Origin of the sequence: Hyphomonas sp. GM-8P (assembly GCF_003263315.1) — a bacterium.
GTDB lineage: Bacteria > Pseudomonadota > Alphaproteobacteria > Caulobacterales > Hyphomonadaceae > Hyphomonas.
This window is the reverse complement of sequence record NZ_AWFE01000083.1, coordinates 48913-72852: the sequence shown is the minus strand read 5'-3', so window position 1 is coordinate 72852 and position 23940 is coordinate 48913. Positions and strand designations below refer to the sequence as shown.

The window sequence follows — 23940 nt, the reverse complement described above, 5'->3', positions numbered from 1 at the left end:
AATGGACGTAAGAAATGCCTGGGACCAGTGGCCGGACGTGAATGGCCGGTTCGGTGAGTTCGGTGGACGCTATGTCGCCGAAACGCTGATGCCGCTTATCCTGGAACTCGAAGCCGAATACCGCAGGGCGCAGAAAGACCCTGAGTTCAAGGCCGAGATGGACGACCTCTGGACTCATTATGTCGGCCGCCCGTCGCCGCTCTATTTCGCTGAGCGCCTGACCGAGCATTTCGGCGGGGCGAAGATCTACTTCAAACGCGACGAGCTGAACCATACCGGCGCGCACAAGATCAATAATTGCCTCGGCCAGGTGCTGCTCGCCCGGCGCATGGGCAAGACGCGCATCATCGCGGAGACGGGCGCTGGCCAGCACGGCGTGGCGACGGCGACGATCTGCGCGCGCTTTGGCCTCGAATGCGTCGTCTTCATGGGCGAAACCGATGTCGAGCGACAGAAGCCGAACGTCTTCCGCATGCGCCTGCTCGGCGCCAAGATCGTGCCGGTCTCGTCCGGCACGGGCACGCTGAAGGATGCGATGAACGAGGCGCTGCGCGACTGGGTCACCAATGTCGACAACACATTCTACTGCATCGGCACGGTGGCCGGGCCTCATCCGTACCCGGAACTGGTGCGCGACTTCCAGTCGATCATCGGCAAGGAAGCCCGCGAACAGATCCTTGATCGGGAAGGGCGCCTTCCGGATGTCATAATGGCCTGTATCGGGGGCGGCTCCAACGCCATCGGCCTGTTTCATCCGTTCCTCGAGGACGAAAGCGTCCGCATGATCGGCGTCGAGGCCGCTGGCCACGGCATCGAGACGGGCGAGCATGCGGCAGCCCTCAATGGTGGACGTCCGGGCATCCTGCACGGCAACCGCACCTACCTGCTGCAGACCGATGACGGCCAGATCCTCGACGCGCACTCGATCTCTGCGGGGCTCGACTATCCGGGCATCGGGCCGGAGCATGCCTTCCTGCGCGACAGCGGCCGGGCCGAATATCTCTCGACGACAGACAAGGAAGCGCTGGACGCTTTCCAGCTCTGCACCAAACTTGAAGGCATCATCCCGGCGCTTGAGCCATCCCATGCACTCGCCCGTGTTGGCGAAGTGGCGCAGGAGCTGGGCAAGGATGGCCTGATCATCCTCAATATGTGCGGCCGCGGCGACAAGGATGTCTTCTCCGTCGCCAAGCATCTCGGAGTAGACATGTGAGGCGGGTCCTGTCCCTCATCCTTCTGCCCGGGCTGGCCGCGTGCGTGCCGACGACCAAGTACAATTACGTCCCGCTGACGAAGCAGAATTTTGTGGCCGCGCAGAATGGCGAACGAATCCCGCTGGTTGCAGCAGAGACGGCGCTTTGCTTTACGGATGGGCATACCGCTTTCGTGCGCGACGCCGAATGGACCGAGACCGGCATTTGCGGCCAGGAACATGCGCCGGTCGGCGACGATGACGGCATGGAATGCTATGGCTGGGATCAGGTTGCCGGTGTCGGCATTCCATATGAGGGCCGGTCCATGTCCGTCGTGCCAATGGCCGCTGTGCAGATAGGCGAATGCGACCCAGGGGCGCTTGCAGAATGACCGATCTTCTTCTCATCCGTATCACTTGCCCGTCGCAGCGTGTGGCCGAAGACATTGGCGATGCCGCGGTTGAGCATAAGCTGGCAGCCTGCGCCAATCTGGAAGGCCCGGTCTCGTCCACCTATCGCTGGAAAGGCGTGGTGGAGCAGGCCTTCGAATACATTCTCTGGCTCAAGGCGCCTAAGGCGAACTGGGACCGGATCGAGGCGCTTGTCCTCACCCATCACCCTTATGACGTCCCGGCCATGGTGGCGCTGCCTTGCCTCGAGGCACACGAGCCTTATGCGGCCTGGGTCCACGAAAACACGGAAAGCTGATGCCGACGGAACGTATTACCGCTGCCTTCGACCGCGCGAAGGTGGACAAGCGCGCAGTCCTTGTCTCTTATCTCATGGCCGGCGATCCGGATCTTGAGACGAGCTATGAGGCGCTTTGCGCCCTTCGCGACAATGGCGCTGACATTATCGAGCTTGGCGCGCCCTTCACCGATCCCATGGCCGATGGCCCGGCGATCCAGCGGGCCGGCCTGCGTGCGCTGGCAGCGAAGACGAAGCTGACGGATGTTTTGGCGCTCATCGCCCGGTTCCGTGAAAGCGACCAGACGACACCGATCATCATTATGGGTTACGCCAACCCGGTCCATTCCATGGGCTATGGCGCCTTTGCTGAAGCGGCCCACAAGGCGGGTGTCGATGGCACGATCATCGTGGACCTGCCACCGGAAGAAGATAGCCCGCTGCGGGAAGAATACGCAAAATACGGCCTCTCGGTGATCCGGCTCGCCACGCCAACGACCCATGAAGCACGTATGAAAAAGGTCGCCGAAGGCGCTTCTGGCTTCCTTTATTTCGTCTCGGTGACCGGTGTGACCGGGGCCGGAAGCGCCGATCCGGCCAAAATTGCCGGGAACATTGACATGGCCCGGCGCGTTTCAGGCTTGCCTGTTTGTGTGGGTTTCGGTGTAAAAACCGGTGCACAGGCTGCGGAAATGGCTAAAATTGCCGATGGGGTTGTCGTAGGCAGTGCTTTCGTGGAGCATGCAGAAGCGGCTCACGAATCAGGGGATTTGGCCCGTGCGCCCCAGGGAATGGGGGCTCTGGCCAAGGAACTGAGCAGCGCGATCGCAGGGGTCGCAAAGCCGTAGTGGCTGTTACAGCCGTGGAGGTTGTCGGATGAACTGGATCAACAAGGTCACGCCGCCGGGCCTGAAGACCATGCTGACAAAGCGTGATACGCCTGATGATCTGTGGGTGAAATGCCCGCTGTCCGGTGAATTGGTCTACAAGACCGATCTGGAAGAGAACTGGTATGTGACGCCGGCCGGCGCACATATGCGCATCTCTCCCCGCACACGCTTCCGCCTCCTGTTCGATGATGAGCGCTGGGAGCCGATCGAGCTGCCGGGCGTCGCCATGGACCCGCTGAAATTCAAGGACGACAAGCCTTATCCGGCCCGCCTGAAGGCGGCCAAGGCCAAGATCGCGGCCCGTGAAAAGAAAGAAACCGAAGGCGGCGGCGCCCCGCTTCTGCAGGATGACTGCATGGTGGCGGCCTATGGCAAGATCGGCGGCGTTCCGGCTGTCGTTCTCGTTCAGGATTTTGCCTTCATGGGCGGCTCGCTCGGCATGGCAGCCGGGGAGGGGTTCATCACCGCAGCCCATATGGCGCTGGCCCGCAAAGCCGCTTTTGTCGTCTGTACTGCTTCGGGCGGTGCACGCATGCAGGAAGGCACGCTCAGCCTGATGCAGATGCCGCGCACAACGTTGGCCATCAATGAACTGGCCGAAGCGAAACTGCCTTATGTCGTCGTGCTGACCGACCCGACCTCGGGCGGCGTGTCGGCTTCCTATGCGATGCTGGGCGATGTCCACATCGCCGAGCCTGGCGCGATGATCGCTTTTTCCGGCCCGCGCGTGATTGAACAGACAATCCGCGAGAGCCTGCCCAAAGGCTTCCAGCGGTCCGAATTCCTGCGCGAAAAAGGCCAGGTCGATATCGTGGTCGACCGCCGCAAGATGAAGGACACGCTTTCGCGCGTGCTTTCCATGCTGATGCCCAAGTCGCGCCGCGCCAGCGACAGTATGCCGGCGTCGCTCAATCCGCCAAAAACGCACGTTGCCAAGGGCAAGACTGATTGAGCGGAGACAGTGCGGCCCTCGCCGCAGCGCTGAAGCGCTTCGAAGGGCTCTATCCTGAGACGATACACCTGTCGCTGGGACGGGTCGAAGCTGCTCTGGAAGCGCTCGGCCGCCCTCAGGACCGTCTGCCACCCGTCATTCACGTCGCCGGCACGAACGGGAAGGGATCCACCAGCGCCTTCATGCGCGCGATGGCTGAAGCGGCGGGCCTGAAAGTCCATGTCTTCACCAGTCCACACCTCGTTCGCTTCAATGAGCGTATCCGGCTGGCAGGCGAAATCGTGGACGATGAGCGCCTGATCAGCTGGCTGGAGCGGACCTATGAGGCCATCAAAGGCCAGGAAATCACCCACTTCGAGGCGACGACAGCGACGGCGCTGCTGGCCTTTTCCGAAGTGCCTGCGGACCTCCTGATCCTCGAAGTCGGCCTTGGCGGGCGCTACGACGCGACCAATGTGATCGAGCACCCGGCGCTCTGCGTGATCACGCCAGTGGACTTTGATCACAAGGCATTTCTCGGCTCGGACATCCGCAAGATCGCAGGCGAGAAGGCGGGTATCATCCGGCCCGGCCGCCCGGTGCTGAGCGCGATCCAGCGCAAGGTTTGCGATGAGGTGATTACGGCTGAAGCGGCGCTGAAAGGCGCCCCGCTTTACAAGCTCAAGGCGCACTTTATCGATGCCATGCCGGATCATATCGGACTTATAGGGGAACATCAGCGAGCCAATGCAGCACTTGCCGCGATGGCGATGCAGCTGTTCGGCAATTCCACCGGAATTCCGCAGGACGCCATTTTCGAGGGGGCCCGGACCGCGACCTGGCCGGCCCGTATGCAGCGCCTGAAGGATGGCCCGCTCACCGCGCTCGTGCCGGGTAGGGAGGTCTGGCTGGACGGCGGTCACAACCCGCATGCCGCCCGGGCGATTGCCCGCCACCTGGCAAAGCAGGATGGGAAGACGGTGCTGGTTTCGGCCATGCTGGCGTCGAAGGATGCGACGGGTTTCTTCCTGCCGTTCCGGTCTTTGCGTCCTCAGGTCTTCACCGTGCCGAACGCGCCGGGCCACCGGGCCGCCGAACCGCAGGAACTGGCCGAGGCGGCGAATACGGCCGGGCTTGAGGCCGTGGCGTGCGATAGTCTGGAAGCAGGCCTCAAAGCCGCCGCCGAAACCGGTGCCGACCGGATCCTGATCTGCGGCTCGCTCTACCTGGCCGGGGAAGTCCTGTCGAAGAATGGTGAAGAGCCGGTCTGACGGCCGGAACACATGACCGGACATGGAAAAAGGGCGGCCAATCAGGCCGCCCTTTCCACTCTACGCGTACTCTACTGTCCGGGAGTATGGTTCTTGAACCTTAACAGAACCCGAACATGGTGACCGCAGGGCCTAGCTGGACTGTTTTGCCAGCAGGTTGCGGATTTCTTCCAGAAGCACTTCCTGGCGCGGCGGGGCCGGCGGCGGCGCAGCTTCTTCTGCCTTCTTCATTTTGTTCATGCCCTTGATGATGAGGAACATGACGAAGGCGACGATGATGAAGGAGATGATCGCGGAGATGAAATTGCCGAGCTCGACAACAGCTGCCGGCGTTACGATTTCACCGGCTTCGTCGATAACTTCCGGCGTGATCGTGAATGTGATGGAAGACAGGTCGATCCCGCCCATGATCGGGGCCAGCAGCGGCAGGAAGACGCCCTGGATAAAGGCGGTCACAACCGTGGCGAATGCGCCGCCCATGACAAAGCCGACGGCCATGTCGATCAGATTGCCCTTGAGGGCGAATTCCTTGAATTCCTTAAGCATTTCTGTGCCCCCTCCTGAGGTTTCAAGCCAAAATACCTGCGGATGTGATCCTATTGTTCGGCGAAACGGTCAAGGTAGCTCGTCATTTCGGGAGTTGTGATGGCTTATCGGGCCTCGGGGTCTTCGCCGCCATTTACGCGGGCGCGCAATTCCTTGCCGGCCTTGAAGAAGGGGACGGACTTTGCCGGAACTTCCACGGGTTCGCCTGTACGCGGGTTGCGCCCCTTGCGGGAATCGCGGTGGCGAACGGAGAACGCGCCGAAGCCGCGCAGCTCTACCCGGTCACCGCGGGCGAGCGCGGCGGCGATCTCGTCGAGGATAACATTCACGACCTTTTCCAGATCTTCCTGGCGCAGGTGCGAATATTCCGTAGCGAGTTTTGCGATAAGTTCTGACTTCAGCATCCCATTGATATAAAACGCATTTGCGGCGGGAGCGCTAGGCCCCCGCCGCAAAGATTTCATCAAATTTAGAAAGCGGGTCCAGCCGGCCCGACCGGGCCGGCCTTAACCGGCTCAGCCCTGAAGGGCTGCAGCCTCGGCTTTCCAGTCAGCGCCTTTGCCAGACGTACCGACTTCTTCTTCCAGGGCGGCCAGCTGATCGTCCGTCATGGAAGCGATCTGCCAGAAGTGGAAGACGCCGGCATCGTTCAGCTTCTTCTCGAAGGCCGGGCCAACACCTTTGATCTGTTTCAGATCGTCAGCATCGCCCTGCGGAGCGGCCAGGCGGCCGTTCGCATCGGCATCGCCGGAAGCTGCTGCCGGAGCGGCGTCTTCCTTGGCGGAGCCGGAAGAAGCCAGGGCTGCGCCGAGGATATCTCCCAGCGATGCGCCGGCATCTGCCGAACCGTACTGTGCGACGGCTTCTGCTTCTTCTGCAATTTCGAGTGCCTTGATCGAGAGCGACACGCGGCGCGAGCCACGATCGACCTGGATCACTTTGGCGTCGACCTTGTCGCCGACTGCGAAGCGTTCCGGACGCTGATCAGCGCGGTCACGCGACAGATCGGAGCGGCGGATGAACGACTTCATGGCCGGTTCGCCGAATTCGACTTCGATACCGCCCGAGGTGATCTCGGTGACGGTGCAGGTCACGGTCGCACCGCGCTTCACGCCGCCGGTGTTGAGCGATTCCATCGGATCGCCTGCCAGCTGCTTGATGCCCAGCGAGATACGCTCCTTGTCGACGTCGACGTCGAGCACTTTCGCCTTGACCACGTCGCCCTTGTTATAGGCTTCGATGGCCTGGTCGCCCGACTGTTCCCATGAGATGTCGTTGATGTGGACCATACCGTCCAGATCCGGGCCGAGGCCGATGAACAGACCGAACTCGGTGATGCCACGGACTTCGCCTTCGATCTCGGTGCCGATCGGATGCTCTGCCAGGAAGGCCGACCACGGATTGTCCATGGTCTGCTTGAGGCCGAGTGAGATGCGGCGCTTCTCGGAATCGACGTCCAGCACTTCCACATCGACTTCCTGGGATGTCGACAGGATCTTGCCGGGGTGCACGTTTTTCTTGGTCCAGCTCATTTCGGAGACGTGGATCAGGCCCTCCACACCGTCTTCCAGCTCCACGAAGGCGCCGTAGTCGGTGATGTTGGTGACAACGCCCTTGAGGCGGGCACCAACCGGGTAACGCACATCGATGCCGTCCCACGGATCGGAGCCGAGTTGCTTCATGCCGAGCGAGATACGCTGGGTTTCCGGGTTGATCTTGATGATCTGGACTTCGACTTCCTGGCCGACTTCAACCACCTGCGACGGGTGATTGATGCGCTTATAGGACATGTCGGTGACGTGCAGCAGGCCATCGATGCCGCCAAGGTCGACGAACGCACCATAGTCGGTGATGTTCTTGACGATACCCTTGCGGACGTCGCCTTCGGCCATGTCGGACACGATTTCCGCACGCTGTTCGGCGCGGCTCTCTTCAAGGATGGCACGGCGCGAGACAACGATGTTGCCGCGCGAGCGGTCCAGTTTGAGAACGGCGAACGGTTGCACTTCGCCCATGAGCGGGCCGACATCGCGGACCGGGCGGATGTCCACCTGGGAGCCCGGAAGGAAGGCGTTGACGCCGCCGAGGTCGACCGTGAAGCCGCCTTTGACGCGGCCGGAGATCGCACCTTTGACAGGTTCGTTGTCGTTGAAGCTCTTTTCGAGCTTGATCCAGCGCTCTTCGCGGCGGGCCTTGTCACGGGACAGGACGGCGTCGCCAAGGGCGTTTTCAATACGGTCGAGATAGACGTCGACGATGTCGCCGGATTTCGGCTGGTCGTCTTCCATCGAGAATTCGCGAAGCGGAATACGACCTTCGGTCTTCAGGCCGATGTCGACGAGTACAGCATCGTTTTCAATGCGGATAACGGTGGCCGGGACAACCTGGCCTTCCTGCATTGCCGACGCCGCAGCCGACGATTCGAACATGGAGGCGAAATCGTCGGTGGAGGGGTTCATTGAGTCAGTCATGTAAGGTTCCTGAGGCGGGGCGAACGGTTCAAGGCAGGCGCGCACCATTGCGGCCTGCTGGATCGACCCGAGAGCGTGGTCTCTTTAAATCTTCAGTGGTGCAGCCTGTTTGGATTTGAGGCCCCCTGCATTTACAGGAGAAAGCCCCTTCAGGTGCGGTTTCCACGGGCGAGGACGGCCTCAACGGCTGCCAGCGCCTTTTCCACTGCGGCTTCTATAGTTAGGTCAGTGGTATCGATCAAGACCGCATCTGCTGCCATGGCGGCCGGGGCATCCTTGCGATTCTGGTCACGCTGGTCGCGTTCGCGCAGCTGCTGGATCACCTGTTCGAGGGAAACCTCCTCGCCAAAGCCGAGAAGTTCACGCCAGCGCCGGTAGCCGCGTTGTTCGACATCGGCGTCGACCCAGAGTTTCACGTCGGCATCCGGGGCGATGACGGTGCCAATATCGCGGCCATCGAGGAGCGCGCCGCCATCCTGCAGGGCGAACGCGCGCTGCAGCTCGTAGAGGGCCTGGCGCACCCGGGGCAGGGCGCTGACCACGGAGGCGGCCTTGCCAGCCTCGGCGGTGCGAAGCTCGGCTTCTTCGAAATCATTAAGATCAAGGGAGGCCGCGACCTCTGCGAGGCGCGGTTCATCGTCCAGCGCGACGCCTTTCTTGAGCGCCGCAACGGCCGTCGCCCGGTAGAGCCGGCCGGTATCCATGTGCGGCAGGCCGTAGTGGCCTGCCAGCCGTTTCGAGATCGTGCCCTTGCCGGACGCCGTCGTGCCGTCGATCGCAATAATCATGGCCGCGGGGAGTGGGTGAAGGCGCGGGCGAAGTCAAGCTGGGGTTTGTAGCTGCGCGGCCTCCGGCCTTGCTGCTCGCGGCTGTTCCCTCGCCTCCGGTTCGGGGCCGCTGCGCCTTCGCGTTGCTCGTGAGATTGGTCACCACCACAAGCGACGCGCAGGCGCAGGTGCCGCGGGCTTCAGCCCGCGAACGGCACCGAGCAATTCATTATCGAGGCGCCATGCGGATAGCGCCGTCGAGGCGGATGCACTGGCCGTTGAAATAGGTGTTCCGGGCCAGCTCCATGGCGAGGGACGCATATTCCTCCGGCTTGCCGAGGCGCTTGGGGAAGGGCACCGAAGCGGCGAGGCTGTTCAGCACCTTGTCCGGTGCGCGCAGCATCAGCGGCGTTGCGAAGATGCCCGGCATGATCGAGTTCACGCGGATGCCGATGTCCATCAGGTCACGCGCCATGGGCAGGACGAGGCCGTTCACGCCTGCCTTGCAGGAGCCGTAGACGACCTGGCCGATCTGGCCGTCCTGCGCAGCGACGGAGGCCGTCAGCGTGATGCAGCCGCGTTCGCCGTCTTCCAGCTCCGGCAGGGTGGACATACCCAGCGCCGAGAGCGACGCGATCCGATAGGACGCGACAAGCACGCCCTGCGCACCAAAGGCATAGTCTTCCGTGGGGAGGCGCTTGTAGCGGGCATTTTCCTTGTCCCAGGACAGCGTCTTGCCGCCCTTGGCCGCCATGGCGCAGTGGACGGTGATGCGTTCCTGGCCGTTTGCAGCGCGGGCCTTTTCGAATCCGGCCACGCAGGAGTCTTCGTCCATGATGTTCACATTGCAGAAGATGCCGCCGATTTCCTTGGCGGTGGCTTCGCCGGCTTCTTCATTGATGTCGAAAATGGCGACCTTGGCGCCCGCCTTGGCGAGCGCGCGGGCGGTGGCCTGGCCGAGGCCCGAGGCGCCGCCCGTCACAACGGCGGCGGTATCGTTCGTAATCTGCATGATGTTCCTCCGATTTATTCTTTCTTGCGTCAGCGTTTGTGTCAGGCGTCTTCGGCGACGAAGCCCTTCCACGTCTTCATGTAAGTCAGGAAGGCGTCGCCCAGCCCTTCGGCGCGAAGGTGCGCTTCCGGCACGGGCAGGGCGATAGGCGTGAAGTCCGGATCGGCCTTCAGCTTTTCCGGGAAGTCATGATGCAGGATGGCGCCGCGCCCGACGACGACGAAGTCGAGCCCCGCTTCCATCGCGTCCTTGCAGGCCGCGCCTGTGGTCAGCTTGCCCGCTGCACCGAGGCGGCAATCGCCGCGCGGCAGGTCCGTGAAACAGTCGACCAGACGCTTGCCTTTATAGGCCTCGTCCTGCGGTTCCTTGAAAGTGTCCCAGAGGGACATGTCGAGATAGTCGACCTTGCCGCCTGTCATCACCTCGCCGGCAAGGCGGCGGATCTCGGAGAGGTCCATGCCGAAGCGCTCCGGCGACAGGCGCACGCCGAGGGAGAAGTCCTTGCCGCACTCGCTGCGTACCGCATCGATCATGTCGGTCAGAAATTTCACGCGGTTCTCGTAGGAGCCGCCCCACTCGTCATCGCGAAGGTTCACCTCACCGCTGATGAACTGGCAGATCAGGTAGCCATGTGCGCCGTGCAGTTCCACGCCGTGGAAACCGGCTTTCTCGGCGCGTTTGGCCGCGGTGACGAAGGCGTCGAAGGCTTCTTTCACCTCGTCGCCTGTCATGGCGCGCGCGCCGAATTCTTCATTATCGGACGGGCAGACGGGGGCTTCGCCGAGCAGTTCGGCGGGTGAGCGCATGCCCGCATGGTGCAGCTGGACGACCGAATGCGTGCCGGTCTTGTTGAGCGCCTCGGCAAGGCGCGAGAGGCCCGGCAGATGCTTGTCATCGAAAATGCCGAGCTGGCCGGGAAAGCCCTGGCCGATGGCCTGCACATGCGCCGCGCAGGTCATGGTCAGGCCGAAGCCGCCTTCGGCGCGATAGGTCAGCCAGCGGAACTCGTCGTCACTGAGTGTGCCGTCGGAATGGCTCTGCAGGTTGGTGAGCGGCGCCAGCATGAAGCGGTTCTTCATGGCCGGGCCATGGGCGAGGGTCAGGGGATCGAAAAGACTTATCATGCCCACACTTTGGCGCGGGCAGCGGAGACGTCAATTTTGCCGTCGGGGCAGGGGATTACCGGATCGCGTTCAAAGCGGCGCCGATTGCGGCCCGGTTTTGTTGGTCGATCACGGCAAAGACGATGTCGGCATCGCGGGCCATCGGGTGGCGCGCGCAGATGGTGACGGCGATGTGGGCGGCCTGCGCGGGCGGATAGCCATAGGCCCCGGTCGAGATGGCCGGGAAGACGATCCGGCTGAGGCCGCGGTTCGCAAGTTCTGTCAGGCAATTGCGGTAGCAGTTCGCCAGAATGTCCGCCTCACCATTCTGACCGCCATGCCAGACCGGGCCGACCGTGTGGAAAATCAGGCGCGGGGCGAGGCCGAAGCCTTCGGTCACGCGCACCTCACCCGGCGGGCAGGGGGCGAGCGGCCGGCAGGCCTCTTTCAGCGCGGGGCCTGCGGCGCGGTGGATCGCGCCGTCCACGCCTCCACCGCCCATCAGGCTGGAATTGGCGGCATTGACGATGACGTCGGTCTCTATGTCGAGCAGGCTGCCTGGATAGAGGACGAGACGGGGCATCAGACGTCGGCGATATCCGCGCCAAGCGTCGCCATATGGGCCAGGAAGTCCGGATACGATGTATCGATCATGGAGATGTCGTCGACGCGCACGGGGTTCTGCGCGGCGGTGCCCATGATGAGGGCGCTCATGGCGATGCGATGGTCGTGATGGGTCCGGACGAGGCCGCCGCCGGGCACTTTGCCGGCGCAGCCCTGCACGATGAAGCCGTCCGGCGTCCCTTCCGCCTCGACGCCATTGGCGCGCAGCATGGCGACGGTGGCATCGATGCGGTCCGACTCCTTCACGCGCAGTTCTTCCGCGCCTGAGACGATGGTCTCGCCTTCGGCAAAAGCGGCGAGAACAGCGAGGATCGGGAATTCGTCGATCATGGCAGCGACATAGCGTTCCGGCACGTGAATGCCTTTGAGGTGGGCATAGCCCGACGCGATGTTGATCTGGCGTTCGCCTGCGGCTTCACCGGCTTCTTCGGCACCGAGATGCGCGCCCATCAGATTTGCAACATCATAGAAGCCGGACCGGGTCGGGTTCGACATGACGCCATCGACCTGGACGTCGCTGGCGGGGGAGAGGATGCCCGCAGCCACGAGGAAGGCGGCAGAGGAGGGGTCGCCCGGAATCGCAGCTTCGATGGCACGCAGCGTCTGGCCGCCGCGTACCGAGATGCGGGTGGGTTCGCCCGGCTTGCGGTCCACGCCGACCTCGACGCCAAAGCCGCGCAGCATGCGCTCGGTATGGTCGCGGGTCGGTTTGGCCTCTTCCACCACGGTCGTGCCGTTCGCTGAAAGGCCTGCCAGTAGCACGGCGGACTTCACCTGCGCGGAGGCCTGCGGCGGGGCGTAGGTGATCGCCTGCAGGTCTTTCGAGCCGGTCAGCGAGAAAGGCAGGCGCCCGTCCGGTCCGGCCGTGTCGGTCAGGCCCATCTGGCGCAGCGGCGTCAGGATGCGGTTCATCGGGCGGGAGCAGAGACTCTTGTCGCCGGTCAGTTCCGCGGTGAGGTCGTGCCCCGCCATGACGCCCATCATCAGGCGCGAGCCCGTGCCGGAGTTTCCGAAGTCGAGGATGCCTGCCGGAGAGCAGAGGCCTTTCGCCCCAACGCCTGTCACTTCCCAGGCCCCGCCGCCAAGGCGCTTCACCTCCGCGCCGAGGGCCGACATGGCCGCCCCGGTGCGCAAAACATCATCGCCTTCCAGCATGCCTGTGAAGTGACTGGTGCCCTCTGCGAGGCCCCCGAAAATCAGCGCGCGGTGGCTGCAGGATTTGTCCCCGGGGGCCCGGACGGCGCCTTTAAGGGATTTGACGGGACGGCTGGTCCAGACCATGAAGAATTCCGAGCTGAATTTTTGCGTGAATTGGGGCTTTGACAGCGCGCGACGTTCATGGCAAGCGCCGCCCAGATCAAAATCCAGAAATCCAACGAGGAGGCGTGTCGCCCGTGTCGAAAGACAAGCTTGGAACCAAACAGGTTTGCCCATCCTGCGAAGCCCGTTTCTACGACCTCAACAAACGCCCGGCCGTGTGCCCGAAATGCGGTGAGGAATTCGATCCGGAAGACGAGGTCATCCGCACCACCATCACCAAGGTGAAGGCCAAGGCTGCCCGCGCTGCGGTCAAGGCCGAGGACGATGACGAGGATGACGACGAGGAAGACGAGAAGGCCACGGCCGCCCGCGACGACGACGATTCCGACGACGAGGATGAAGGCGACGACGAGGAAGAAGCCAAGGAACTCGGCGACGACGACGAAGTGATCCTCGAAGGCAGCGACGAAGAGGAAGACGACGAGTCCGGCAAGAAAGTCCCGGCCGGCTTCACCGAAGACGGCGTTGACGATGATGATGATGACGACATCATCCTGCCTGATGACGACGACGACGATTTCGAAATCGACGACGATGCCGACGATGACGACGATCTCACCCTCGATGATGACGAGGAAGATGAGAAATAGACTTGAAAGCCGGAAGAGGGGGGGATAAACCCCGCTCTTCCCGGTCCGGGGCCATAGCTCAGTTGGGAGAGCGCTTGCATGGCATGCAAGAGGTCAGGGGTTCGACTCCCCTTGGCTCCACCATTTCCTTCCGGAAAATTCAGCCCTTTCCTACGCTGATTTCAGCGTCAGCAGCTTGAGTCCGGCTGCGCCGAAAAGCGTGCCGATGACCAGGTCGAACGGCCGCCGCATCCGGCGATAAGCGGCCACCGCTGACCGCGTCGAGAACAGGCAGGCATAGCCGACAAACACGGCCGTCCCGGCGACGGCACATACGGTCACGGCCGTGAACAGGAAGGCCGGCGGGGCCGTGGATGCCGCGCCGACGGACAGGGTCGCCATCCAGACAAGCGGCGCCTTCGGATTGGTCAGGTGCAGCAGCAGGCCGCGCAGGTATTGCGTGCCGTGTGAAACCGGCATGGGCGCCGCTTCAGGTACATCAGCAGGCGTCTTGCGGCTGGCTGACCGGAACGCCTTGAATGCCAGGAACAGCAGGTAGAGCCCGCCCGCCATTTTCATCGCCGTGAAGAACAGGACCGAGGTCTTGAGCGCCGCGACGAAACCGAGCGCAGCCACGCAGGCCCAGAAGACAGATCCGGTCACTATTCCCAGCGAGAGCATCACGCCCGCTGCCCGGCCTTCGCGGGCGGCGACGTTCATGATCATCAGCGTGGCCGGGCCGGGGCTTGCTGCCCCGACGATGAAAACGGACAGGATCAGTAACAAGTTCGGCAGGTAGAGGCTGAAGATCTCGGCGGGCATGTCTGGGCTCAAGCTTGCTGTGGAGTGCGTTGTGCAACAGACACAGCATATCAGGGCGAAAAGAGACAGCACTTTTCCGTGATTATGCGCCTTGAAGTCACCGCATCGTGGCACTTGAAGCGCCACAATTGAACCCCACCTTTAATGTGAACGAAAGGTGCCCAAAGGTGCCCTCCTAAGGGACCTCATGTTCGCCGTATCTGTCGTACGACGGAAAGGAGTGCCGACATGTTGAACGACGAAAACACACCCCGCTTCGATGCGGAACCCATCGTCTACATTCGCCACCTGGGTGCAGACGAAGTGCAGGACCTCGTGCCCGCCAATGCCCTTGAAGGGATTGGTCGGCCGGAAGACCTGTTCATTGTGTCCTCTGCCGACGGCCAGCAACTGGCCATCGTGGAAGGCCGAGACGCGGCATTTGCCGCTGCCCGGCTGCACGACCTGACCCCGGTCAGCGTGCACTGAGGACCATGTAGAACACCATATATAGACCGTGTATGGACCATGAATACCCCGCCCGCAGAGATGCCGGCGGGGCTTTCCTTTGCGGCTCTTGCTATTTCCGCCACGGAAGTTGACACTGGCGTCAACTAAGACCCGGGGAGGACAAAGGGCATGAGACCCATCATTCTGGCAGTGGCCGCTGCCGCAATCCTGGCGCCAGCCGCCTGTTCCAAAAAAGAGGCTCCTGCGCCGGAGACTGCCGCGCCCGCAGAAGAGGGTGTCGTGCATGTCTCGGCAGAAGGCGACTTTGCCGAAAATCTCCAGCTCGCCCTGATCGAAGCCGAGCCTGGTCAGACCATCGTCATGCCGGAAGGGACCTTCGAGTTCACCACCGGCCTGTCGCTGGACGTGGATGACGTGACGCTGGCCGGCGCCGGGCAGGGCAAGACGATCCTCGACTTTGCCGGCCAGACCGGCGCGGGCGAGGGCCTGCTGGTGACCGCCGACGATGTCGTGCTGACAGATTTTGGCATCCGCGACACCAAGGGCGACGGCATCAAATCCAAGGATTCCGACAGGATCACCTATCAGTACCTGACAGTCGAATGGTCCGGCGAGCCGGATGAGACGAACGGCGCCTATGGCATCTACCCGGTCGAGTCGACCGACGTGCTGGTGCAGAACTGCACCGTGCGCGGCGCCTCCGATGCCGGCATCTATGTCGGCCAGTCGCAGAACATTATCGTCCGGGACTCGGTCGCCGAATACAATGTTGCCGGGATCGAGATCGAGAACTCCTCCTATGCGGACGTGTACGGAAATATCGCGCGCCACAATGCGGGCGGCATCCTCGTTTTTGACCTGCCGGACCTGCCCGTCATGGGCGGGCATTCTACCCGTGTCTATGACAATGACATCGTCGAAAACAATACGGTGAACTTCGCCCCCGTCGGCAACATCGTGGCGGGTGTGCCGAGCGGCACGGGCCTGATCGTGATGGCGAACTCGGATGTCTATGTCACCGGCAACCGGTTCAAGGACAATCGCAGCGTCCATGTCATGCTGACGGCCTATACAGAACCGTTCACGGACGAAAACTATAATCCGCTGCTGAACGACATCACCATCACCGGCAACACGTATGAAGGCGGGCTGGACGATCCGCAGGGCATGCTGGCGCCGATCGCGGCGGCCATCGGCGGTCAGCTGCCAGCGATCATGACCGATGGCGTCACGCGCTGGGATGGCGGGGAAGACCAGACCGTGAACCTTGTTATCGCCGAGGCGCCGGAGGTTGGCTTCATCAATATCGGCCTCGGCGAATACCCGGTCGACCCGGCGAAGATGCAGCCCAGCACGGACCGCCCGGCCTCCACGCCGGTGCCGGAGCGTGAGCCCGTCGCCCTGCCGCAGGACCAGAAGTAACCATGCGGCCTGGTTTGCTGTCCGCTTGCCTGATCCTCGCCGCCTGCGGGGCAGGGCAAGCAGCAACACCTTCGGAGCCAAGCCTTGAGGCGGTGCTGGCGGACAAGCCTGCGCCGCTGCTATCCGCCTACGGATTTTTTGAGGACGCGGGCGGCAACATTCCGGCGGAGCGCGTGAAGGCCTATGACCTGATCAATCCGCTCTTCTCCGATGACGCGGCCAAGCACCGTTTCATTTATGTGCCCCCGGGCGAGATGGCGAAAGAAGCGGGCGCGGGCCTTCCGGACTATCCGGTTGGCACGGCGCTGATCAAGACGTTCGCCTTTGCGCCGGACATGCGCAGCCCGGAAGACGGCGCCTACAAGGTCGAGACACGGGTGATCATCCACAAGGCGGATGGCTGGGCGGCGTTTCCCTATGTCTGGAACGAGGCCGGCACGGAGGCGAAGTACGCGCCCATCGGCGCCCGGCGCACGATTCAGACGATCAGTCCGGCGGGCGCGCCGCTGGAAATCCATTACGAAGTGCCGAACAAGAACCAGTGCAAGACCTGCCACCAGTCAGGTGATGCGATCCGGCCCATCGGACCAAAGCTGCGCAATTTGGATCATCCGGGCCCGGCCGGTGTGGACCAGCTGTCTGACTGGGTCGCGGCAGGCATTCTGGACGGCGTTCCGCTGGGCATGAAGGCGTCGCCCTCAGCCGTGGATGCGAGCCTGCCGCTGGACGCGCGGGCGCGCGGCTATCTCGACATCAATTGCGGCCATTGCCACAAGCCCGACGGCTCGGCCTCGAATTCCGGCCTGTGGCTGACGCTGGAAGAAACCTCGCCGACGCGTCTTGGCCTGAAGAAGCATCCGACGGCGGCGGGACGAGGCTCCGGCGACCGGCGCTATGTCATCGATCCGGGGCACCCTGAGGAATCGATCCTCGCCTTCCGCATGGCCTCCACCGAACCCGGCATCGCCATGCCCGAACTAGGGCGGACCTTGCCTGATCCGGTGGGCATCGACCTGATCAACAAGTGGATCGCGGGGATGGAGGAGTAGGGATCGCCTGCGGACATTCCGCAGAATTCGTGCATAGTGGCTGAGGCACGGAGGAGGAATGAGCGATGCAGATCAACGCGCTGGATCACGTCAACATCATCACGGACGACATGAAGGGCACGATCGGCTTTCTGGTCGATGTGTTCGACCTCGATGTGCGGGATGCACCGCCGCCGCTACCGCCTGAACATTATCAGTGGCTCTACGATGTCAATGACCGCGCCATTTTCCACATCAACTCCAAGCAAGCACCGCAGGCATATGTTCGGGAAACGCAGGCCGGTCCTACGACGGGTGCAATCCATCATATCGCGCTCAATTGCAGCGGCCATGACGCGTTCAGGGAGCGGCTGGAAAGGCACGGTGTCGATTACAAGCTGAATGACATTCCATCGGTGAACCTGAAGCAGATTTTCTTCATGGAGCCGAACGGCGTGCTCATCGAACTGAATTTTTTCGGGACCTGAGCGGCAAGACTGCTTCCTGATAACCGCTCCCTCGGGCGAACTGGCGCGATGTCCCTGAACTACCCATCCCGCTTGCTCTTCTACCCCCTCAGGCATAGGGTGCGCGCGCTTTAACCCCGAGGACCTGAAACCATGGCCGATACGCAGCGCCCAAGCCTTCCCGTCACACTGGATGATGTGAAAGCCGCTGCAATGATTATTGCAGGCCAGGTCGAACGGACGCCGTTCCGGCATTCGCGCACGCTGTCGGATATCACCGGCGCGGAAGTGTGGGTGAAGTTCGAGAACCACCAGTATACCGCCGCCTTCAAGGAGCGTGGCGCGCTGAACCGGCTGTCGTCCCTGTCCGATGAGCAGAAGAAGGTCGGCGTCATCGCGGCCTCTGCCGGCAATCACAGCCAGGGCGTGGCCTATCACGCCAAGCGCCTCGGCATCCCGGCAACCATTGTCATGCCGGAAACCACGCCCTTCACGAAGGTCGAGCAGACCCGGTCGCACGGCTGCCGCGTCCTGCTGAAGGGCCTGAACTTCGATGAGGCCAAGGCCGAAGCCTATAATGTGCAACAGCGCGAAGGGCTGACCTTCATCCACCCGTTCGACGACCCGCACATCATCGCGGGGCAGGGCACGGTCGCGCTGGAAATGCTGGAGGACAAGCCGGACCTCGACATGCTGGTCATCCCGATCGGCGGCGGCGGCCTGGTCGCCGGGTCTGCCGTGGCGGCCCGCGGGCTCAATCCGGAGATCAGCGTCATTGGCGTCGAGGCCGCGATGTATCCGGCGATGAAGCAGGAACTCGCCGGTGAGCCTGTTCATGTCGGCGGCTCGACCATCGCCGAGGGCATCGCCGTCAAGGATGTCGGCCGGATGCCGCTGGAGATCGCCCGCCAGCTGGTGGACGATATCGTCCTCGTTGAAGAAGCGCACCTTGAGCGTGCGATCACGCTTTATGTCGAGGTCGAGAAGACCATTGCCGAAGGCGCAGGCGCCGCAGGGCTTGCCGCGCTGTTGGCCCATCCGGCACGCTTCAGCGGCCACAAGGTCGGGGTCGTTCTGTGCGGCGGCAATATCGACACACGGCTGCTCGCTTCTGTGCTGACCCGGGCGCTGGTGCGCGAGAACCGGCTGGCCCGCATCCGTATCATCGGCGACGACCGGCCTGGCCTCCTGGCGCTGGTCTCCAAGATCATCGGTGATGCCGGGGCCAATATCATGGAAGTTGCGCACAATCGTATCGCGCTGGACGTGCCGGCCAAGGGCGCTGAGTTCGACATCCTGATCGAGACCCGCGACAGCCAGCACACGCAGGAAGTGGTCGAGGCGTTAACCCTGGCCGGCTACCCGCCGCGCAGCATGTGACATCTGTAATGTTAGAGGCTGGCCGGGGCGGGTGACTTCGCCCCGGAAGCGGCCTAGACCCGGATCCAAACTGAAAGCCTGAACGGAGCCTCCAGATGAAGCGCATCCTCGCTGTTGCCGCCAGTGCGGCCTTTGCCCTGATTGCTGCCTGTAGTGGTGGCAGCAAGGCACCGACCGATGTCGACACCGTGTTCGAACAGCACCTGCCATGGAACCCCGATGCCAAGGGCGTCCAGACCGACGAGTCCGGCCTGCAATGGATCGTGATCCGGGAAGGGGACAGCAAGGGCGCGAGCCCCGGCGTCAGCGACCTGGTACGCGTGAACTATGAAGGCCGCACGGCAAATGGCGACAAGTTCGACTCCTCTTTCGATCGCGGCCAGCCGGCCATGTTCCGCCTGAACCAGGTGATCCCCGGCTGGACCATCGGCCTGCAGAAGATGCACGAGGGTGACCAGTACCTGTTCTACGTCCCGAACAAGCTGGCTTATGGCAATTCGGACCGGGGCGCGGTGATCAAGGCCGGCGACGACCTCGTCTTCCTGGTCGACCTGGTGGACCTGATGGAGCCGAAATCCGTCGATACCGCCGCCTGGGAAAAGTACACGCCGTGGGACCATGAAGCACCGGACGTGAAGAAGACCGGCTCCGGCCTCGAATATGTTGTTCTGGCCAGCGGGGACGAAGGCGGCGCCAGCCCGGTGAACGGGCAGGAAGTCGTCGTCTATTATGAAGGCCGTCTCGCCGAGACAGGCGAAATGTTCGACAGCGCCTTCCAGCGCGGCGCGCCGGAAGTCTTCCCGTCCAACCGCCTGATCCGCGGCTGGGTCGAGGCGCTTTCCATGATGAAACCCGGCGACCGCTGGCTGCTCTACATCCCGTCAGACCTCGCCTATGGCAAGAAAGGCACGCCGGGCGGCCCGATCCCGCCGGATTCCGATCTCGTCTTCGAGGTTGAACTGGCAGACGTGCTGAACTGATCCTCAGAGAGGGTCGGGGTCGATTGGTGGGGAGTCTTCCACCATCATCGGCGGCAGGTACGGCGCCGGCTCCTCCACATCTGCCCGGAAGAAGATGGGCAGGCGGACGGAAGTCTGGAACCAGGGCTGCTGCTGGCTGGCGGTGGCGGCGATCACGTCGCCGCTGACCTGCAGCATCACCTTGTTGATGTCGATCCGGTCGGGCGACAGGATGCGGCTGGCGAACGCGTCGGCGAAGATGGAGGGTCCGGTTGCATCCGGCCTTGTGGTGCCGGGCTCGTCGGCATAGGCGATCACGACATTGGCGTCTGAGGTATAGTCTGCAAAGCCGGGCTCCAGCCCCTTGGTTTCCATGGGCGAGTCGTACTTGCGCCCGCAATCGACCATCAGGATGACGGCCTGCGCTTTCGACGCTTCCAGGAATTCGACCGCGTCCTGCAGCTTTGCGCCCCGCTCGACCACTTCGCTTTCGTTGCGGGGCAGGGGACCGTTCGGGATCAGGTAATTGTCTTCCCCAAACAGGGAAGCTCCGTATCCGGCGAAATAGACAACGCCGACGCTGGCAGGGCCGGCAGCGTTCAGCGCGTTCTGCAGCATGGTGAGTCCGTTCTGGAAGCCCTCAAGGTCTGCATTCCGGATATGGTGCACCGCATAGCCGCTCTCGCCGAGAGCGCTGGCAACTTTCACACCGTCCGCATGTGTGTTCGGCAGAGTGTAGTCTCCGCTTCCGGCATAGTCATTGGAGAAGACGAGCGCGACGCGCAGCGGGTTCTGGCTGACCGGCGACCTGGGCGCGCCCGGCGCACGGCTCCACGAACCAATCTTGATGTCACTGGACCGGCGCTGCAGGCGCGACAAATTCATCGGCTCCTGCCGCTGCAGGGTCATTTCCAGCACGTCGAGGCGGACATTCTCGAACATGTCGCGCACGGTCACGGCGGGCTCCAGCAGCCGGGTGCCGAGCGCCTTTGCATAGGGGCCGTTATTGTCATCGGCACGCCCGTCGCTGGCCGTTTCGCCCTCCCATGTGGCGAAGGAGATGAACATGTTGCGTTCTTCCGCGCTGCCGGCAGTGCGACGCAGGCCCCGGAAGGATTCCCCGCCGCCAAGCGCGCGTTCGGCTTCCGGCAGCTTCAGTACATTGCGGCAGGCATCGATGGAGAGGACAGTCGGGCCAGGGCAGTCCGTCAGTTTGCCCATCACCCAGTCCAGCGAGACGGAATCATCCCACAGCGCTTCGTCCAGCACCGCGGCATCCTCGACCGGGATCAGGAAATTGCCCTCGCCCTCACGGGCGGCGCCATGGCCGGAATAGTAGACAAAGCCGGTCGCCTCCGGCCCGCTGGCCTGCATCGCATCCACAAAGTCACGGAAGGCCGACATCATTTCCGACCGGCCGGCATCCTTCACCACATCGCCCGTCACCAGCGAGAAACCGCACTCGATGATGCCTTCGGCCACAAGGTGAGCGTCCCGGACCGGATTGGCCAGCGTCCCGATGCCCTCGGAATAGGCCGCGTTGCCGATGACCAGCGCGTGGCGCGGTTTGCGGGTGCCTTGCGCCCGGCCGGGCCAGGGCATCGCGGCGGCGCCTCCAAGCAAGAGCATGTGCCGGCGTGAAATCATGTTCCCACTCCACTCATCTCACGAGGGTTAATCGTCTCGTAGAGGCGCGCGCCAGTCAATGTCGCCGCTGCGGGCTTGCCTATCGCAGACGGGGCTGACAGGAAGGGCGCCGGATTTCTATCAGGAGAACAGGTTTGGCGATTACGGGTGACACGCTGGCGCGCATCGCACTGGATGCGGGCAAACTGATCATGGAGATCTATGAAGGGGATTTCGATTTCAACCGGAAGGGCGACGACTCTCCGGTCACTCTGGCCGACGAAAAAGCCGAGGCGCTGATCCTGAAGGCGCTGGCCGAGGCCGATCCGGACCTGAAAGTCATTGCCGAAGAGGCCATGGCCGCCGGACAGATGCCGGAACATGGGGCCCGGTTCGCCCTGGTCGACCCGCTGGATGGGACCAAGGAATTCATCAACAAGAATGGCGAGTTCACGGTGAACATCGCCATTATCGAGCACGGCCGACCGGTCATGGGCGTTGTTTACGCGCCGGCCCTGTCGCGTCTCTTCGTGGCGGACGCCTACAATTCCGCCTGGCAGGCCGAGGCGGCGCCGGGCGCAGACGTGCCGGCCGAGCGCACCCCGCTGCGCATTAGAAAGGTGCCGGAGGCGGGCGTTACCGCGGTGGCTTCGAAATCCCACCGCACGCCGGAAACCGATGCCTATCTGGAAAAATACACCGTCGCTGACATCAAGGGAGCAGGCTCGTCCCTGAAATTCTGCCTGATCGCCGCGGGCGAGGCGGATCTCTATCCCCGCATGGGTCGGACGATGGAATGGGACACTGCGGCCGGGCAGGCAGTCGTGGAGGCGGCGGGCGGCCGCGTGCTGACGGAGGAAGGCGCGCCGCTCCTCTATGGCAAGCGCGAACGCGGCTATGATAATCCGTATTTTATTGTGTATGGCGGCGTGTCCCCGGTCTGACATAGTCCTGCCACGATCCGGTATCGTTTTCTCCAGCTTTTCCTGCGACCTGTTCTGTCAGGGAGTATCACCATGGCACGTCAGTTCTTCGGCACGGATGGAATCCGCGGCCGCGTAAACCAGAAGCCCATGACCGTTGAGACGGCGCTGCGCCTGTCCATCGCTGCGGCGCGCACCTTTGCGCCTGACGGCGGACGGGATGTGATCATTGGCCGGGACACGCGCCGTTCCGGCGAGATGCTCGAAGCGGCCATCGTGGCTGGGCTCAGCAGCATGGGCCTGACGTCGGTCTGCGTCGGCGTCGTTCCGACCCCGGCGGTGGCCCTGCTGACGCGGGAAACCGGCGCGGCCTTCGGCGTGATGGTGACCGCCTCGCACAACAAGTTCCAGGACAATGGCCTGAAGCTGTTCTCGCCGGAGGGCGTGAAGTTCACTGACGAGGTTGAGGAAAAGCTCGAGACCGAGATGTTCGACGCCTTCGAAGGCAGCTATGCGGCTCCGACGGAAGTGGCAAAGCCCCGCCAGATGGAAGAGGGCGTGCGCCGCTATGTCGATCGATGCCTGGAAGCGGTTGAGGCGGAAGCAGACTTTTCAAAGCTGAACGTCGTGCTGGATTGTGCGAATGGTGCGGCCTACCGGGCAGGGCCCGACGCGCTGCGGAAGCTCGGCTGTAACGTCACCGTCATGGGTGTGTCGCCCGATGGGGTGAACATCAATGCCGGGGTCGGTTCGACGGACACAAAGGCCCTGACGAAAGCCGTGCTGGACAGCAAGGCCGATATCGGGATCGCCTTCGACGGCGATGCCGACCGGTTGATCGTAATCGACGAGCTGGGCGAGGAACTCGATGGCGACCAGGTGATGGCGCTGATCGCGACCGAATTGTTCCACACCGGGCGCCTCAAGGGCGGCGGCATGGTGGCGACCGTCATGTCGAATATGGGGCTGGCGGAGTATCTGAAAGGCCTTGGCCTGACACTCGCACGCACCAAGGTGGGCGACCGATATGTCGGCGAGCACATGCGCGCGCACGGCTTCAATCTCGGCGGCGAACAGTCCGGTCACATTATTCTGTCGGATGTTTCGACCACGGGGGACGGTCTGCTGGCAGCGCTGCAGGTGCTGAAAGTTCTGGCACGGACCGGGAAGAAGGCATCCGTAGTCGGACGGGTATTCGAGCCTGCTCCGCAGGAACTGGTCAATATCCGCTATGCGGGGACCAACCCGCTGGAAACCGAGCGGGTGAAGTCTGCCATCGCCCGGGCGGAAGCGGAGATGGGGGAGAAGGGGCGGCTGGTTGTCCGCAAATCAGGCACTGAACCGCTGATTCGGGTCATGGCCGAAGCGCTGGAAGAAGCCATGATGAAACGGGCGCTGGACGATGTGGTGGAGGCCGTCGAGGCCGAAGCCTGATTAACGCACTGATTGACGCCCCTCCATTGACGCGGGGGATTGCCC

General features: G+C 62.9%; 25 protein-coding genes and 1 tRNA gene. 16 read left to right on the top strand and 10 right to left on the bottom strand.

Going from position 1 to position 23940, the window contains the following annotated elements; translation table 11 throughout:
• Position 1: 1 nt before the first annotated feature.
• The 6 genes from trpB to HY26_RS13000 are packed head-to-tail and all read left to right on the top strand — an operon-like array spanning position 2 to position 4972.
• The gene (gene trpB / locus HY26_RS13025) at positions 2-1213 is read left to right on the top strand and encodes a tryptophan synthase subunit beta (protein ID WP_034766693.1); all 1212 of its coding nucleotides are present in this window, start codon (positions 2-4) and stop codon (positions 1211-1213) included.
• Positions 1214-1257: 44 nt separating this feature from the next.
• Positions 1258-1584, top strand: coding sequence for a hypothetical protein (locus tag HY26_RS13020; RefSeq protein WP_158531496.1), 327 nt, complete (start codon positions 1258-1260; stop codon positions 1582-1584).
• Positions 1581-1901 (top strand): divalent-cation tolerance protein CutA, encoded by a 321-nt coding sequence (gene cutA / locus HY26_RS13015; RefSeq protein ID WP_034766690.1) that lies wholly within the window; start codon positions 1581-1583, stop codon positions 1899-1901. Before HY26_RS13020 ends, cutA begins: the two co-directional genes overlap by 4 nt.
• The gene (gene trpA / locus HY26_RS13010) at positions 1901-2728 is read left to right on the top strand and encodes a tryptophan synthase subunit alpha (protein WP_034766689.1); all 828 of its coding nucleotides are present in this window, start codon (positions 1901-1903) and stop codon (positions 2726-2728) included. Before cutA ends, trpA begins: the two co-directional genes overlap by 1 nt.
• Before the next feature lie 28 nt (positions 2729-2756).
• Positions 2757-3722, top strand: coding sequence for an acetyl-CoA carboxylase carboxyltransferase subunit beta (locus HY26_RS13005; RefSeq protein WP_034766688.1), 966 nt, complete (start codon positions 2757-2759; stop codon positions 3720-3722).
• Positions 3719-4972, top strand: a complete 1254-nt coding sequence (locus HY26_RS13000) for a folylpolyglutamate synthase/dihydrofolate synthase family protein (protein ID WP_034766687.1) — start codon at positions 3719-3721, stop codon at positions 4970-4972. The genes HY26_RS13005 and HY26_RS13000 overlap by 4 nt, the downstream gene beginning before the upstream one ends.
• A gap of 132 nt (positions 4973-5104) precedes the next feature.
• On the opposite strand, the gene mscL is transcribed toward HY26_RS13000, so the two are convergent.
• From mscL to aroA, 8 genes are all read right to left on the bottom strand, one after another.
• Positions 5105-5518, bottom strand: coding sequence for a large conductance mechanosensitive channel protein MscL (mscL, locus tag HY26_RS12995; RefSeq protein ID WP_034766686.1), 414 nt, complete (start codon positions 5516-5518; stop codon positions 5105-5107).
• Between the two features lie 104 nt (positions 5519-5622).
• The gene (locus tag HY26_RS12990) at positions 5623-5922 is read right to left on the bottom strand and encodes an integration host factor subunit beta (protein ID WP_034766685.1); all 300 of its coding nucleotides are present in this window, start codon (positions 5920-5922) and stop codon (positions 5623-5625) included.
• 111 nt (positions 5923-6033) lie between these two features.
• Positions 6034-7989 carry a 30S ribosomal protein S1 gene (gene rpsA / locus HY26_RS12985; protein ID WP_034767022.1) on the bottom strand — a complete coding sequence of 652 codons (1956 nt, stop codon included), beginning with the start codon at positions 7987-7989 and terminating at the stop codon, positions 6034-6036.
• A gap of 149 nt (positions 7990-8138) precedes the next feature.
• Complete coding sequence (gene cmk, locus HY26_RS12980) at positions 8139-8777, bottom strand: (d)CMP kinase (protein ID WP_034766684.1); 639 nt, start codon at positions 8775-8777, stop codon at positions 8139-8141.
• A gap of 208 nt (positions 8778-8985) precedes the next feature.
• Positions 8986-9768, bottom strand: a complete 783-nt coding sequence (locus tag HY26_RS12975; RefSeq protein ID WP_034766682.1) for an SDR family NAD(P)-dependent oxidoreductase — start codon at positions 9766-9768, stop codon at positions 8986-8988.
• A gap of 41 nt (positions 9769-9809) precedes the next feature.
• Positions 9810-10892 carry an NADH:flavin oxidoreductase gene (locus tag HY26_RS12970; RefSeq protein WP_034766681.1) on the bottom strand — a complete coding sequence of 361 codons (1083 nt, stop codon included), beginning with the start codon at positions 10890-10892 and terminating at the stop codon, positions 9810-9812.
• A 55-nt stretch (positions 10893-10947) separates the two neighbouring features.
• On the bottom strand, positions 10948-11454 hold the full coding sequence (locus HY26_RS12965) for a macro domain-containing protein (RefSeq protein ID WP_051600023.1): 507 nt from the start codon (positions 11452-11454) through the stop codon (positions 10948-10950).
• Entirely contained in the window at positions 11454-12776 is a 1323-nt protein-coding gene (aroA, locus tag HY26_RS12960) for a 3-phosphoshikimate 1-carboxyvinyltransferase (RefSeq protein ID WP_034766679.1), read from the bottom strand. The genes HY26_RS12965 and aroA overlap by 1 nt, the downstream gene beginning before the upstream one ends.
• 113 nt (positions 12777-12889) lie before the next feature.
• Between aroA and HY26_RS12955 the strand changes: the two genes are divergently transcribed.
• Both HY26_RS12955 and HY26_RS12950 read left to right on the top strand, forming a co-directional pair.
• Complete coding sequence (locus HY26_RS12955; RefSeq protein WP_034766678.1) at positions 12890-13405, top strand: FYDLN acid domain-containing protein; 516 nt, start codon at positions 12890-12892, stop codon at positions 13403-13405.
• Between the two features lie 47 nt (positions 13406-13452).
• Positions 13453-13528: transfer RNA gene (locus tag HY26_RS12950), tRNA-Ala, on the top strand.
• Positions 13529-13555: 27 nt separating this feature from the next.
• Here the strand turns inward: HY26_RS12950 and HY26_RS12945 are convergent.
• Positions 13556-14206 (bottom strand): LysE family translocator, encoded by a 651-nt coding sequence (locus HY26_RS12945; protein ID WP_034766677.1) that lies wholly within the window; start codon positions 14204-14206, stop codon positions 13556-13558.
• 228 nt (positions 14207-14434) lie between these two features.
• On the opposite strand from HY26_RS12945, the gene HY26_RS12940 reads away from it, so the two are divergent.
• The 6 genes from HY26_RS12940 to HY26_RS12915 all read left to right on the top strand — a co-directional run bounded on the left by HY26_RS12940 (position 14435) and on the right by HY26_RS12915 (position 19933).
• Positions 14435-14674, top strand: a complete 240-nt coding sequence (locus HY26_RS12940; RefSeq protein ID WP_034766675.1) for a DUF1150 family protein — start codon at positions 14435-14437, stop codon at positions 14672-14674.
• Positions 14675-14824: 150 nt separating this feature from the next.
• Entirely contained in the window at positions 14825-16078 is a 1254-nt protein-coding gene (locus HY26_RS12935; RefSeq protein ID WP_034766674.1) for a parallel beta-helix domain-containing protein, read from the top strand.
• Between the two features lie 2 nt (positions 16079-16080).
• Positions 16081-17127, top strand: a complete 1047-nt coding sequence (locus HY26_RS12930) for an SO2930 family diheme c-type cytochrome (RefSeq protein ID WP_034766673.1) — start codon at positions 16081-16083, stop codon at positions 17125-17127.
• Positions 17128-17192: 65 nt separating this feature from the next.
• Positions 17193-17594 (top strand): VOC family protein, encoded by a 402-nt coding sequence (locus tag HY26_RS12925; protein WP_034766671.1) that lies wholly within the window; start codon positions 17193-17195, stop codon positions 17592-17594.
• Between the two features lie 132 nt (positions 17595-17726).
• The gene (locus HY26_RS12920; RefSeq protein WP_034766670.1) at positions 17727-18953 is read left to right on the top strand and encodes a threonine ammonia-lyase; all 1227 of its coding nucleotides are present in this window, start codon (positions 17727-17729) and stop codon (positions 18951-18953) included.
• A gap of 95 nt (positions 18954-19048) precedes the next feature.
• A complete protein-coding gene (locus tag HY26_RS12915; RefSeq protein WP_051600021.1) occupies positions 19049-19933 on the top strand; it encodes an FKBP-type peptidyl-prolyl cis-trans isomerase in 885 nt (294 codons plus the stop codon).
• A gap of 3 nt (positions 19934-19936) precedes the next feature.
• On the opposite strand, the gene HY26_RS12910 is transcribed toward HY26_RS12915, so the two are convergent.
• On the bottom strand, positions 19937-21559 hold the full coding sequence (locus tag HY26_RS12910) for a caspase domain-containing protein (protein WP_081813111.1): 1623 nt from the start codon (positions 21557-21559) through the stop codon (positions 19937-19939).
• A 134-nt stretch (positions 21560-21693) separates the two neighbouring features.
• Here HY26_RS12910 and cysQ point away from each other — a divergent pair, with 134 nt between their 5' ends.
• Both cysQ and glmM read left to right on the top strand, forming a co-directional pair.
• Positions 21694-22482, top strand: a complete 789-nt coding sequence (cysQ, locus tag HY26_RS12905; protein WP_034766667.1) for a 3'(2'),5'-bisphosphate nucleotidase CysQ — start codon at positions 21694-21696, stop codon at positions 22480-22482.
• Positions 22483-22554: 72 nt separating this feature from the next.
• Entirely contained in the window at positions 22555-23895 is a 1341-nt protein-coding gene (glmM, locus tag HY26_RS12900) for a phosphoglucosamine mutase (protein ID WP_034766666.1), read from the top strand.
• Positions 23896-23940 lie beyond the last annotated feature (45 nt).

Excerpts from the sequence above, each read along its gene's own strand:
- HY26_RS12910 (WP_081813111.1), bottom strand. The coding sequence starts at position 21,559 with ATGATTTCACGCCGGCACATGCTCTTGCTTGGAGGCGCCGCCGCGATG.
- glmM (WP_034766666.1), top strand. The coding sequence starts at position 22,555 with ATGGCACGTCAGTTCTTCGGCACGGATGGAATCCGCGGCCGCGTAAAC.
- HY26_RS12945 (WP_034766677.1), bottom strand. The coding sequence starts at position 14,206 with ATGCCCGCCGAGATCTTCAGCCTCTACCTGCCGAACTTGTTACTGATC.
- HY26_RS12990 (WP_034766685.1), bottom strand. The coding sequence starts at position 5,922 with ATGCTGAAGTCAGAACTTATCGCAAAACTCGCTACGGAATATTCGCAC.
- HY26_RS12920 (WP_034766670.1), top strand. The coding sequence starts at position 17,727 with ATGGCCGATACGCAGCGCCCAAGCCTTCCCGTCACACTGGATGATGTG.
- HY26_RS12940 (WP_034766675.1), top strand. The coding sequence starts at position 14,435 with ATGTTGAACGACGAAAACACACCCCGCTTCGATGCGGAACCCATCGTC.
- HY26_RS12930 (WP_034766673.1), top strand. The coding sequence starts at position 16,081 with ATGCGGCCTGGTTTGCTGTCCGCTTGCCTGATCCTCGCCGCCTGCGGG.
- cutA (WP_034766690.1), top strand. The coding sequence starts at position 1,581 with ATGACCGATCTTCTTCTCATCCGTATCACTTGCCCGTCGCAGCGTGTG.
- trpB (WP_034766693.1), top strand. The coding sequence starts at position 2 with ATGGACGTAAGAAATGCCTGGGACCAGTGGCCGGACGTGAATGGCCGG.
- HY26_RS12915 (WP_051600021.1), top strand. The coding sequence starts at position 19,049 with ATGAAGCGCATCCTCGCTGTTGCCGCCAGTGCGGCCTTTGCCCTGATT.
- HY26_RS13005 (WP_034766688.1), top strand. The coding sequence starts at position 2,757 with ATGAACTGGATCAACAAGGTCACGCCGCCGGGCCTGAAGACCATGCTG.
- aroA (WP_034766679.1), bottom strand. The coding sequence starts at position 12,776 with ATGGTCTGGACCAGCCGTCCCGTCAAATCCCTTAAAGGCGCCGTCCGG.
- cmk (WP_034766684.1), bottom strand. The coding sequence starts at position 8,777 with ATGATTATTGCGATCGACGGCACGACGGCGTCCGGCAAGGGCACGATC.
- HY26_RS12965 (WP_051600023.1), bottom strand. The coding sequence starts at position 11,454 with ATGCCCCGTCTCGTCCTCTATCCAGGCAGCCTGCTCGACATAGAGACC.
- HY26_RS12970 (WP_034766681.1), bottom strand. The coding sequence starts at position 10,892 with ATGATAAGTCTTTTCGATCCCCTGACCCTCGCCCATGGCCCGGCCATG.
- rpsA (WP_034767022.1), bottom strand. The coding sequence starts at position 7,989 with ATGACTGACTCAATGAACCCCTCCACCGACGATTTCGCCTCCATGTTC.
- trpA (WP_034766689.1), top strand. The coding sequence starts at position 1,901 with ATGCCGACGGAACGTATTACCGCTGCCTTCGACCGCGCGAAGGTGGAC.
- mscL (WP_034766686.1), bottom strand. The coding sequence starts at position 5,518 with ATGCTTAAGGAATTCAAGGAATTCGCCCTCAAGGGCAATCTGATCGAC.
- HY26_RS12975 (WP_034766682.1), bottom strand. The coding sequence starts at position 9,768 with ATGCAGATTACGAACGATACCGCCGCCGTTGTGACGGGCGGCGCCTCG.
- HY26_RS12935 (WP_034766674.1), top strand. The coding sequence starts at position 14,825 with ATGAGACCCATCATTCTGGCAGTGGCCGCTGCCGCAATCCTGGCGCCA.
- HY26_RS12925 (WP_034766671.1), top strand. The coding sequence starts at position 17,193 with ATGCAGATCAACGCGCTGGATCACGTCAACATCATCACGGACGACATG.